General features: G+C 72.6%; 10 protein-coding genes and 1 pseudogene. 6 read left to right on the top strand and 5 right to left on the bottom strand.

Annotated elements, in window-relative coordinates:
* From FRAQA3DRAFT_RS13030 to FRAQA3DRAFT_RS13015, 4 genes and pseudogenes are all read left to right on the top strand, one after another.
* Positions 1-464, top strand: a pseudogene (locus FRAQA3DRAFT_RS13030) (hypothetical protein); the annotation flags it as partial.
* Positions 465-470: 6 nt separating this feature from the next.
* Positions 471-734, top strand: a complete 264-nt coding sequence (locus FRAQA3DRAFT_RS13025; protein WP_009739496.1) for a hypothetical protein — start codon at positions 471-473, stop codon at positions 732-734.
* 272 nt (positions 735-1,006) lie between these two features.
* Positions 1,007-2,527, top strand: a complete 1,521-nt coding sequence (locus tag FRAQA3DRAFT_RS13020; RefSeq protein WP_009739495.1) for a trehalose-6-phosphate synthase — start codon at positions 1,007-1,009, stop codon at positions 2,525-2,527.
* A 220-nt stretch (positions 2,528-2,747) separates the two neighbouring features.
* A complete protein-coding gene (locus tag FRAQA3DRAFT_RS13015) occupies positions 2,748-2,942 on the top strand; it encodes a hypothetical protein (RefSeq protein ID WP_369809420.1) in 195 nt (64 codons plus the stop codon).
* Between the two features lie 100 nt (positions 2,943-3,042).
* On the opposite strand, the gene FRAQA3DRAFT_RS13010 is transcribed toward FRAQA3DRAFT_RS13015, so the two are convergent.
* The 4 genes from FRAQA3DRAFT_RS13010 to FRAQA3DRAFT_RS12995 all read right to left on the bottom strand — a co-directional run bounded on the left by FRAQA3DRAFT_RS13010 (position 3,043) and on the right by FRAQA3DRAFT_RS12995 (position 6,100).
* Positions 3,043-3,585, bottom strand: a complete 543-nt coding sequence (locus tag FRAQA3DRAFT_RS13010; RefSeq protein ID WP_009739493.1) for a histidine phosphatase family protein — start codon at positions 3,583-3,585, stop codon at positions 3,043-3,045.
* Positions 3,586-3,957: 372 nt separating this feature from the next.
* Entirely contained in the window at positions 3,958-4,326 is a 369-nt protein-coding gene (locus tag FRAQA3DRAFT_RS13005) for a WhiB family transcriptional regulator (protein ID WP_009739492.1), read from the bottom strand.
* 788 nt (positions 4,327-5,114) lie between these two features.
* The gene (locus FRAQA3DRAFT_RS13000; RefSeq protein WP_009739491.1) at positions 5,115-5,486 is read right to left on the bottom strand and encodes a rhodanese-like domain-containing protein; all 372 of its coding nucleotides are present in this window, start codon (positions 5,484-5,486) and stop codon (positions 5,115-5,117) included.
* A 26-nt stretch (positions 5,487-5,512) separates the two neighbouring features.
* The gene (locus FRAQA3DRAFT_RS12995; protein ID WP_051054578.1) at positions 5,513-6,100 is read right to left on the bottom strand and encodes a cysteine dioxygenase family protein; all 588 of its coding nucleotides are present in this window, start codon (positions 6,098-6,100) and stop codon (positions 5,513-5,515) included.
* An 830-nt stretch (positions 6,101-6,930) separates the two neighbouring features.
* Here FRAQA3DRAFT_RS12995 and FRAQA3DRAFT_RS12990 point away from each other — a divergent pair.
* Positions 6,931-8,670: a GAF domain-containing sensor histidine kinase gene (locus tag FRAQA3DRAFT_RS12990; RefSeq protein ID WP_035922872.1), complete on the top strand. Its 1,740-nt coding sequence runs from the start codon at positions 6,931-6,933 to the stop codon at positions 8,668-8,670.
* Between the two features lie 113 nt (positions 8,671-8,783).
* Here the strand turns inward: FRAQA3DRAFT_RS12990 and FRAQA3DRAFT_RS12985 are convergent, their stop codons facing one another.
* Positions 8,784-9,479, bottom strand: a complete 696-nt coding sequence (locus FRAQA3DRAFT_RS12985) for a response regulator transcription factor (protein ID WP_009739488.1) — start codon at positions 9,477-9,479, stop codon at positions 8,784-8,786.
* Between the two features lie 607 nt (positions 9,480-10,086).
* Between FRAQA3DRAFT_RS12985 and FRAQA3DRAFT_RS12980 the strand changes: the two genes are divergently transcribed.
* Positions 10,087-11,190 carry a hypothetical protein gene (locus FRAQA3DRAFT_RS12980; RefSeq protein WP_157467341.1) on the top strand — a complete coding sequence of 368 codons (1,104 nt, stop codon included), beginning with the start codon at positions 10,087-10,089 and terminating at the stop codon, positions 11,188-11,190.

Raw genomic sequence — 11,190 nt, 5'->3', positions numbered from 1 at the left:
CGCGCACCGCCCCCCGCCAGGCCTACGACCTGTGCCTGGACGCGATGAGCAAGGCCGCCGAGCTGCGGGCGGTCACCAAGGCGGCCGGGTCGGCCTCCGCCGGGCTGATGACCGCGCTCGCCTGCCTGCTCAGCCTCGTGCTCGTGGGGGTGTTGCGGGTCTTCACCGAGGCGCCCGGGATGCCCTGCATCGTCGGCGCGGCGGTGATCGCGGCCGCGTTGGTGGCCGTGGCGGCCGGCCCCGAAGGTGGGGTCAAGGTCGTGTTCCGGGCAGGCATTCTGGGAGCGGGTGCCGCCGCGGTGGCGGTGCTCGCCACGTTCCGGCTCGCGCCGATGGCGCCGGTCGACGTGGCCGGCGCGCTGCTCGCGCTCGCGGCCGCGGCCCGGTTCGGCCTCGGACTCGGCTCGGGGACCGAGCAGGCATCGGCGTCCGGCTCGCGGGCCGGTGGTTCCAGGAAGGGATGAGGACGGGTGTCAGGCACGATCGCCGACGTCAAGGCGCAGCTCGACGAGGCGTTTCGGCGCACCGAGGAGGTCGCCGGCCAGCTCGAGGGCGCGCTGAGCATGATCGAGGAGGCGCAGGCGATGGTGATCGCGGCGACCGACGGCAGTGAGCATCGCGCCGTCGAACAGCTCACGAGCGCACTCGTCGAGACGCGCGACACATTGCAGATGTCGCTTGCGTCCCTGGGCTCGGCGGTGCAGGAGGTCCGGGACTACCGGGACGGCCTGTAGCTCCACCCTTCGTGATCGTCGGCACACCTGGCGTCGCCGCGGGCGGCCGAATCTCCACAATGGTGGGGAGTGCCTGTAACGGACGGATATCGCGCCGGTGGCAACAGTGACCAGATGAAGGTCTGGGTAACAACGCTTCAGGCGCCCTGCAACGCGGTGCATCCGAAAGCGGGGCTCACTACAGTCCGGATTGTCCCCGTGCGCCCGGGCGCCCGAGTGATCAGCGGCACCGGACGCCGAGTACCGCCCGTGATCAGGAGGCTGCATCCGCCGTGTCGGACTTCATCCCCCTCGACCTGCCTCTCGTACTCCTGTCCAATCGCGGTCCTATCAGCTTCGACCGGGACGCCGCCGGTCGCACCGTCCAGCGGGGCGCGGGCGGCCTCGTCTCAGCCCTGTCCGGACTCGCCGAACACCTCGACGACGCCGTCTGGGTCTGTGGCGCCGCCGGCGAGGAGGACGCCGCCGTCGCGGCGGAGAGCGCGGGCAGCTCCATCCTCGTCCAGACCCATCCCCAGCCCCACGTGGTGGAGGGCGAGCCGGACGGCCCGGCGATCCGGGTCCGCCTCGTCGTCACCGACCCGACCGCCTACGCCGACTTCTACAGCGTGTGGTCCAATCCGATCCTCTGGTTCATCCAGCACGGCCTCTACGGCCGCTCGCTCGCGCCGGTGCTCACCCGGTCGGAGCACGACGCCTTCGAGAACGGGTATGCGGCGGTCAACCGCGCCTACGCCGACGCGGTGGTCGACGAGGTGCGCGCCCGCGGGGGCAAGGCCCTCGTCCTGCTGCAGGACTACCACTTCTATCTGGTCGCCGACTGGGTGCGCGAGCAGTGCCCGGACGTCGTGCTCACCCACTTCGTGCACATCCCCTGGCCGGGCCCGGACGAGTGGCGCATCCTGCCCGGCGACATCCGGGAGCGGCTGCTGCGCGGGCTGCTCGGCAGCGACGTCGTCGGCTTCCACACCCGCCGCTACGCCCGCAACTTCGTCCTGTGCGCCCAGGAGCTGCTCGGCCTGCCCGCCGATCTGGAGCAGCTCACCGTCACGGTCGGGGACCGGGTGGTCCGCGCCCGCTACTACCCGATCTCGGTCGATGCGGCCGCGCTCGACGCCACCCAGGCGTCCGAGGAGGTCGCGGCCCACATCGCGATGCTGCGCTACATCTTCCTCGACGACGATCGCCAGCTCATCCTGCGCGTCGACCGCACCGACCCGAGCAAGAACGTCGTGCGGGGCTTCCTCGCCTTCGGGACGTTGCTCGACCAGCATCCCGAGCTGGTCGGCAAGGTCAGCTTCCTCGCCCTGCTGCAGCCCAGCCGCACCGACGTCCCGGAGTACGCCGACTACATCGCGCTCATCGGTGCCCTCGTCGCCGAGATCAACGCCCGGCACACCAAGGAGGGCCGCCAGCCGATCGACCTGCGGATGGTGGAGGACTTCCCGCTGGCCGTGGCGGCCTACTCGATCTGCGACGTGCTGATCGTCAACGCGATCGCCGACGGGATGAACCTCGTCGCGAAGGAGGTGGCGGTGGTCAACCGCCGCGGCGGCGTGCTGGCCCTGTCCGAGATGGCCGGCGCCCACGAGGAGCTCGGCGAGTTCGCGGTGACCCTCCAGCCGTTCGACGTCCAGCAGATGGCGGACGCCCTGTACACGGCGCTGACGATGCCGATGGAGGAACGCCACCGCCGGCTCGCCGCCGCCGCCGAACAGGTCCGCACCCACGACGTCCGGCGCTGGCTCGACGATCAGCTCGTCGATCTGCGCCGGATCGCCGGGTTCATCTGAGCCTGGACGGACCCCGGACGGACCCCGGACGGTGGGCCGAACGACCCGGTGGGGTCCGGGTATCACCCTGCCGACCCGCCCATGCGGACGGGTCGGAAGAAGGGGCGAATGCACATCGGCCCCGGGCATCCGACATCGGTGTTCGCAGGTAGTCTCGCAGCGGGAACGAGGTGCATCGCACCGCCGGCAGGCGGATGGGATGACAGGGACAGGAGTGGACGTGGCGAGTGAGACCGGTCACCACAAGGCCAACACGGGTTCGTGGCTCGCGGTGCTGCTGCTGATCGCGGGCTTCGTGATCGGGTGCTTCGCGCTCATCTTCGCCTCGGTGCCGCTGTGGATCGTCACCGCTGTGCTGCTGGTCGGCGGCAGCGTCATCGCCCTGGCCTCCCGGATCATGGAGCAGGCGTACTGAGCGTGCCGAGTAGGCGGCCAGCCGAGCCCTCGCGGCTCGCGGGCCCCGGCCCACGCCGGGTAGGCGCTTAAGCCCGCCCGGCCTGGGGTCGGCCCCGCGCTCAGCTCGACGCGGCCGGGGGTTCGGCTCCCTCGCGCAGCATGCGGGGAGTGACGAACGAGACGAGCCGGGTCGAGTCCTGACCGAGCTCGGCCCACCGCGACACGGCCAGGTCCTCGACGGCGAGCGCGGCGGTCGGGAAGGTGGGGATCCGGAAGCGTTCGCCGGGGGAGAGCAGGGCCACGGCGAGCGTGTGCATGCCGGGATTGTGCCCCACGAGCAGGACGCTCGGCACCCCGTCGTCGACCTCGTGCAGCCGTTCCAGCAGGGCCTGCGCCTCCGCCAGGTAGAGCCGATCCTCGACCAGCACCGGCACGCGCGCCGGCAGCGCCTGGGCGATGCCCTCGACGGTCTGCCTGGTCCGCAGGGCCGCCGAGCACAGGATGAGGTCCGGGGCAAGCCCGTCGTCGGCGAGGTGGCGGGCGATGAGCCGGCAGCCGCGGCGCCCGGCGTCGGACAGTGGCCGGTCGATGTCCGGGATGGATCCGTCGGCCCAGTCGGACTTGGCGTGGCGCAGCAGCAGCAGGCGACGGGGCGGCCTCACCGGATACCGCCAAGTGACCGGATACCGCCACGTGAACGGCCGGCCGGCGGCACATGGCGGCCCAGGCCGGTGGGTGCGATCACGGTCGGCGGCACGTCCCGCATCCGGATCGTGGAAAACATGGGCTCACCCGCATTCCAGCGCATGACCGCGTCGAGCGGTTCCGAAATGCAGAAATGTACCAGCCGTAGCCTGCCCAGAGCGGGCCGTGTCCGTCAATGGGGATGTCGTCCATCCCCCATGGGACGTCTGTCAGTGGGGAGCCGGCCATCCCGAGGGACGGCCGTGGCGGAGCTGGTGCCCCGGGCCCCGGGACGGCGAACGGCCCGGCCCCGGGCGAGGGACGGGCCGTTCGCCGTGCTGTCTAGGTGATCAGCTCGCGACCGAGACCGACAGCAGCAGGCGGTCGGCGAACACCAGCGCGTCGTCGGCGCTCAGGCGGCCGCGGGGGACGACGGAGGCGCGCTCGTCCGAGGTCAACCCACCCCACACTCCGTGCTCCTCCTGTCGGAAGATCGCGGTGGCCAGGCAGGGACGCTGCACCGGGCAGTCGGAGCAGATCTTGCGGGCGCGCGTCTCGGCGGCAGCCCGGGCCTTGGTGTTGCGGCCGTCCGGCGGGAAGAACGCGTCCGGATCACCGTCACGGCAGGCCGCATCCTGGCGCCAGTACGCGGGCCAGCCGGCCCCGAACGGCTGCGGCGGCAGGTCACGACCGGGAAGAACGGGTACGCCGGCGCTCATCGGGCTTCACCGCAGACGCAGGGGCACGCGGAGGACAGGAAGCTGAGTGCGGCGGAGATTCTGGCAGATAGCACGCTGGGCTGACTGGGCATACCGTCTCCTGCTGACGTTGCAAAGGCGGACACATGCTTTGCAGACCGCCAAATCCGGCGTAGCGCGACACCCCAGACAGGCAGGTCAACCTTTGTTGCGGCGAGAAGCCCCCTGGAGTTCCGGGAGGAATCCGCCGGCGGCGCCATTTGCCTGGCATACCGGGGCGGGCTCCGCTCGGAAACGATCCCGTCTCGTCTCGTTAACCGAGGAACGTAGACGTCTCTCGACCGGATAGCAAGGGTTCCGGAACGCGGACGTCCGGAGTGCTCCGGCGGGCCGTCCGGGCGCGCGCGGGGGCGCCGTGCGGACGACCCGCGGCGGCGTGGGCCAACATTGATGATCTTTGCGGGAGTGATGGCCGCGTGCTGGTCGCGGTGGCACGCCGGGGCTGGAATCGCTGGTGGACAGCGGAAACGGGCGCCGGGGAGATCGCTGTCCGGTGGCCGACACGGGCCACGGGGGCCCCCGCCGAGCGGTCTACGATCTCCGATCCGGCGCCGCGTGCAGCCGGGTTGCGGGCAGATGACGAACGGGGGAACCCCGTCCGGGGGGCGCCATCAGGCCTGATTCGGCCGTGAAATGTGCGCAGAACCACATCTGGCGCCTTTGCTGGTGCAAGCGCCACGAGCGGGGTGCGGGGTAGGCGAGATGACGCGGTGGCGTACCCCCGGGTGGGGCGGTCGGCGTCGGACCGATCACCCGCCGCCGCGGGTCGGCAGGCCCGCGGCGGCCCAGGCGTGGTATCCGCCGATCACGTCGGTGGCCCGCCGCAGGCCGAGCTGGCGCAGCGCGTCGGCCGCCAGGCTCGAGGTGTAGCCCTCGGAGCAGAACACGATGACCTGAAGGTCGTCGCCGGTGGCGATCGGCAGCCGGGCGTCGCTGGTCGGGTCGAAGCGCCATTCGAGCACGTTGCGTTCGACGATCACAGCGTCGGGGATCTCCCCCTCCGCGGCCCGTTGGGCGGCGGGCCGGATGTCGACGAGGACGCTGTTGGCGTCCTCGTCCAGAACACGTGCCGCCTCGGCGGGTTCGAGACGCCGCAGCCGGGAGCGGGCCGCGGCGAGCATCGCGTCGATCCTGCTCGTGCCAGGGGTCATCGCGCGGCGCCGGCGGACGCGACGTCCCGTCCGGCGGGGGCCCCGACCGCCGGCGGCGGGACCGTCGCGGCGCGCAGGTCGGCGGCGTCCTGCGTCGGCGCGAAGCGCATCGGCAGCTCCGGCGGGGAGTAGGCGTGGATCGTCGTGGCGACCTCCTGCCCGCGGTTGGCGACCCGGTGCACGTGCGCGGCGCCGAAACCGACGGACGAGCCGGTCACATGCTCGCGGACCCGCGTGATCGTCCAGTTCCGGTCGTACCGGTCCTCGGTGACGCGGCCCTCGGCGACCGTCAACGCCCCCAGCGCGCCCCCGTGGTCGTGCACCTCGGTCTGCTGCCCCGGATACCACCCGATCAACCACACCTCGACCGTCGCCGAGAGCAGCAGCCGGGTGTACCAGCGGCGGTCGGAACGGTGGTGGATCACCGGGCGCCAGATTTCCGGTACCCCGGCGAAGGCGGCGGTCAGGTCCCGCAGCGTCGCCAGATCGACGGTGCCCGGCTCGTCGCTGAGGCACTCGGCCGGCAGGAAGGGCTCGGTGTGGCGGGCCGGGTCGGCGACGAGCACCGGGTGGAGAAGAGGCACGGGGACTCCCAGGGCGGTGGAGGCGAACGGTGCCACCATGTCGGCCGGGAAGAGGGCGGCCGGCGGGGGCGGGGACCCGCGCGAGCGGCCGTCCGCCCCGGGGGACGCCGCGACCCTGGCGGCGGGGCGCACTCGAGGGAGCGCGCGAAGGGCGTTCGGCCGGGCCGGCGCGGTGCGGGACCGGAAGGCGGACGGGGCTGGGCACGCGCCAACCCGCCGGCGACGACACGGCCGGGCGGTGGCGGGACTCGTCAGTCAACCCGCCGGGCGGGAACCCGGCGCGCGAGCGGCCGATCGGCCGCGGGCTGCGCCGCGGTGAGCTGGACACACGCGCGGCGGCGACGATGAGGGCGCCTCAGACCCGCCCGGTACACGCCGCGGTGACGGCCCGACCCAGGTCCGTCACGCGGTCGCGGTGCAGGAAGGGGCGCAGCACTGCCATGAAGCACACTGTACTTCTGCTCCCGGTCCACACTCCACGTTCGCCCGCGTCGGACCCGCGTCGGCCCACGTCGGGGTGGCGACCCGGGCGCCGGCGGCGGAAGGGACCCGGGCCGCCGCCGAGGGTGTTCCCCGAAATCGCTGCGGTGGATATCCTGCACGCCAGAGTGATCCCACCTTCGGGTGGCCGCTCTGCGCCGAGGGGCCCGACAGGGAGCCGGGCGGCGCGAGGAGGAATCACCCGCGATGACTGTTGTGCCCTCCGGCGGACGCCCCCGGGCGGTGCCCTCCTGCCTTTCCACCGGCTTGCGTGCCCGTTTCGTCTCGCCGGAAAGGCAGGGATGGTGCGGCGGGGTTCCAGTGCGCGGGCTGTGGCCGGGTCCGGGCGCATGAGCGAGTCCCCGGCCGCGGTCGACCATTCGCCTCTCGACGAGCTGCGCACCCGACTGTCCGCGCAGGTCGACGAGGTCGCCTCGATGCAGTCGCGGATGCAGGGCCTGCTCGACGCGGTGGTCGACGTCGCCCGCGAACTCAGCCTGCCGGTCACGCTGCGCCGGATCGCGCAGGCCGCCAGCCAGCTCGTCGACGCCGAGTACGGCGCCCTCGGGGTCATCGGCGAGGCCGGCGAGATCACCGAGCTGATCCACGTCGGTTTCGCCGAGGGCGTGCCCGGGAGGATCGGCCGGCTGCCGCTGGGCCGCGGTCTGATCGGGGAGAGCCTGCGCCATCCCCGCCCGCTGCGGGTCGCCGACGTCGCGCGCCATCCGGCCGCCGTCGGGTTCCCCCCGGGCCATCCTCGCTTCGACACCTTTCTCAACGTCCCGATCATGGTGCGGGGGGACGCGTTCGGCACCCTGTTCCTCGGGGCGAAGCGGGGTGGCGGCGAGTTCACCCGGGAGGACGAGAGCCTGGCCTGTGCGCTCGCCGCCGCGGTCGGCTTCGCGATCGAGAACGCCCGCCTGTACGAGGCGACGCGGCGCCGCCAGGCCTGGCTGTCCGCCAGCGCGGAGATCACCACGGCTCTGCTGTCGGTGGCCGAGCCCGAGGAGGCGTTGGAGCTGGTGGCGCGCCGGGCACGGCAGGCGACCGCCGCGCGCCTCGCGGCGATCCTCGTCCCCGACACCGCAGGCCTGGTCGTCGGGGTGGTGGACGGCCCGGGGCAGGAGAACCTGCGCGGTCGGGTCTTCACCGACAACGAGCGCATGACCGACGCGATGCGCACCGGGCGGGCCGTGCTGGTCGGCGCCGCCTCGCCGGGCGGCCCGCTGCTCGGTGCCGACACCCCCGACGCGGCGGCCACGGTCGGGATGGTGGTGCCGCTGATGGCGGGTGGGCGGGCGCTCGGCATCCTCGTTCTCGGCACACCCGGCCCGTTCGAGACCTTCAGCGGTCTCGACCTGGAGATGGCCGCCGCCTTCGCCGGTCAGGCCGCCCTGTCGCTCGAACTCGCCCGCATCCACCGCGACCGCGAGCGCCTCGCGGTGTTCGAGGAGCGCGACCGGATCGCCCGCGACCTGCACGACGTCGTGATCCAGCGGTTGTTCGCGACGGGCCTGCAGCTGCAGAGCCTCGCCCGCGTCCTCGACAGCCAGGCGGCGGGGCGGCTGCACGCCGCCGCCGACGAGCTCGACCAGACCATCGCCGACATTCGCCAGACCATCTTCTCGCTGACGGTGGCCGACCTCGACGGCGCCGACCTGGGCGCCGAGATCAGGTCGATCGTCGCCCAGACCGAGCGCGCGCTCGGGATCACCCCCGTGATCCGGTTGGACGGGCCGATCGACCGCCGGGTGCCCGCGGCGATCCGCCCGCACATGCTCGCCGCGCTGCGTGAGGCGCTGTCCAACATCGCCCGGCACGCCCGGGCCACCCGCATCGACGTGCTGCTACGGGTGACCAGCGTGGACGTCCTCGTCGAGGTTCGCGACGACGGCTGCGGCCCCGGCGGGGCCGCACGCAGCAGCGGCCTTGCGAACCTGCGCCGCCGGGCGCTGGACCTGGGTGGCCGGACGGGGTTCGGCCCGGGCGAGAACGGTATTGGCACGACCGTGACCTGGCTGGTCCCGCTCATCACCCCGCCGGGAGCGCTGCGCGTGTGCACGCCGGCGGACAACCCGCCCGCGCGCTAGCAGGGCACCCCTTGCGTCCCTCGCCTTTCCGGTCGGCCTCCCTCCTGCCTTTCCACAGGACTGCGCACCCGAAATCTTCCTGTGGATTGGCAGGAGGGAGTGCGGCCTGGCGGTCAGGTGTTGAGGCGGGTGGCGAAGACGGCGGCCTGGGTGCGACTTTCCAGGCCGAGCTTGGCCAGCATGCTGGAGACGTAGTTCTTCACCGTCTTCTCGGCGAGGAACATCCGGCTGGCGATCTGACGGTTCGTGAGCCCCTCCGCGATCAGTCGCAGGATGCGCCGTTCCTGATCGGTGAGGCCCGCGAGCCGCTCGTCCTCGGCCGGCCCCTCCCGCAGGCGCACCAGCACCCGCGGCGTGACCGCCGGGTCGAGCAGGGACTTGCCCGCGGCGACCTGGCGGACAGCGTCCACCAGGGCGGTGCCTCGGATCTGTTTGAGGACGTAGCCGGCCGCGCCGGCCATGATCGCAGTGAAGAGTGCCTCCTCGTCGTCGAAGGAGGTGAGGATGAGGCAGGCGATGCCGGGGTCGGCCGAGCGCACCTGCCGACAGACCTCGATGCCGCTGCCATCCTCCAGACGCGCGTCGAGGACCGCGACCTGCGGCCGCAGAGCGATGATCTGGCCGAGTGCCTCGTCGGCCCGGCCGGCCTCGCCGACCACCTCCACGTCGGGTTCCTCGGTGAGGAGATCCCGCAGCCCGCGACGCACTACCTCGTGGTCGTCGAGAAGGAACACCCTGATGATTCCGGTGGTCGACGGTGGGAGCGGGACGTCACCGACGCCGGACCCCACCGCCACTTCATCTGACACCGTTGACTCCGCCCGACCTCGCTGTCGTAGAAGACCGTCGCTGTATGTCACGTGCGGCAAGCAGAATATAACGCTCGTGGTCCAACGCCCAGGCTGGCTTGGCGGAACGGACGGGGCGGCGAGCCGCGCCGTGGGCGCCTCGGCGGGGGGCCGGAAGCGCCGTCTGCGGAGCCATCCCGAACGGGGTGGCCCATGAGGTCGCCACCGACGTGGAACAGCTAGGTAATCATATAACTGCTATGTGTAGTTTCCATGCGTGATCATGGCAGGATTGTCGCGGCGGAAATCCGCGCCACGCCTCCGGCGATTTCTGGGGCGGGGCGGCGGGCCCCGCGCACGCGATGATCCGTGCCGACGTATCCGCCGCACCGATCGTTCGCTCCTTGGCGTGCGTCAATCATGTCCGACCTCCTGCCAGTTTGCGGCGTTATGTCGACACTGTGTCGGAACACACCCCGATGCGGAGTGCATCCGGTCGGTCCGTCAGAATGCGGTTTCGCCCACGCCGACGGGCTGTTGGCCGGGCCGTCCTCGGGGCCGGGGGACGCCGGCGCTGCCGAACGGGTGTGCGGACGATGCCGACTGCGTGAGGAAAGGACGTGCGTGCGTGCGATGGGGTAGGAGCGACGACACGGTGCCCATGACGGTCGAGGCGAAGATCGCCACGCTGCTGGCCGCTCAGACCGAGGGTGCGTCACCCGAGCCGCCCGGCGGTCAGGCCGCGAGCCGGTCGTGGACGTTGACCGGGACGGTGAACCCCGCCGCCTCGACCACCTATCGGGTGTCGGCGACGGTCGCGACGTTCCCGGCCGCCGACCCGGCCGCCGCGAAGGTCACCGGCGGCCCAGGTGGTGTGGAGAGCGGGGAGAAGGCCGTCGCCGTGGCGGATCCGACGCTGTCCTACGAGCAGCTCGTCCGCTACCGCGACGTGCTGAGCGCCGACGGCTACACCGTCACCGAGATCTTCGAGGGATGGCGGACGGTCGCCCTCGATGTCACGGCGGCCGATGCGTCGACCGAGCCGGCGAAGGTCCAGCCGGCGAAGGTCCAGCCGGCGACGAGTGAGGGCGCCGCCGCGGCCGACGACACCGTCGTCGAAGCCGCTGGCACCGACGGACCCACCGTGCCCGATGGATCGACCCCGTCGACGGCGACGGGAACCGGTGCCACCGAGGTGCCGTCTTCGGTACCCACCGCGGAGACGGCGGCCGAGACCGGTGCCCCCGAGACCGCCGGGTCCGGCGCCACCGCGGATGTGGCCGAGGCCGCCGATGTGGCTGCGCCTGCCGATGTGGCCGTGCCTGCCGATGTGGCCGTGCCTGCCGATGTGGCTGAGTCCGCGGACGTCGCCGTGCCTGCGGATGTGGCCGTGCCTGCGGATGTGGCCGTGCCTGCGGAGAAGGTCGAGCCCGGTGAGCAGGCCGAGGCCGCCGATCTCACGGCGAAGGCCACGGAGGGCACGGGAGACGACGCGACCGTGGTCGCGGCGGCTGGGCGCAAGGGCCGCAAGCGGCGGGGTGACGCCGAGGCAGCCCGCCCTGGCGCCCGGCGCGGACTGCTCCGTCGCCGGCCCGCCGAGGTTGCCGCCGCCACCGCTGCTGCGCCGGCCACCGCTGGGGCGCCGGTCCCGACCGCCGAGGCGGGCGGCGCCGCCGACGCTCCGGCCGGGGAGGGGTCCGCGGGCCAGGCGGGCGACAACACCGCTTCCTGA

The sequence above is a fragment of the Frankia sp. QA3 genome, from assembly GCF_000262465.1.
Lineage (GTDB): Bacteria > Actinomycetota > Actinomycetes > Frankiales > Frankiaceae > Frankia.
The sequence above is the reverse complement of the archived record's forward strand: the minus strand, read 5'-3'. Positions and strand labels throughout refer to the sequence as shown.

Excerpts from the sequence above, each read along its gene's own strand:
- FRAQA3DRAFT_RS13005 (WP_009739492.1), bottom strand. The coding sequence starts at position 4,326 with ATGAGCGCCGGCGTACCCGTTCTTCCCGGTCGTGACCTGCCGCCGCAG.
- FRAQA3DRAFT_RS13000 (WP_009739491.1), bottom strand. The coding sequence starts at position 5,486 with ATGCTCGCCGCGGCCCGCTCCCGGCTGCGGCGTCTCGAACCCGCCGAG.
- FRAQA3DRAFT_RS12990 (WP_035922872.1), top strand. The coding sequence starts at position 6,931 with ATGAGCGAGTCCCCGGCCGCGGTCGACCATTCGCCTCTCGACGAGCTG.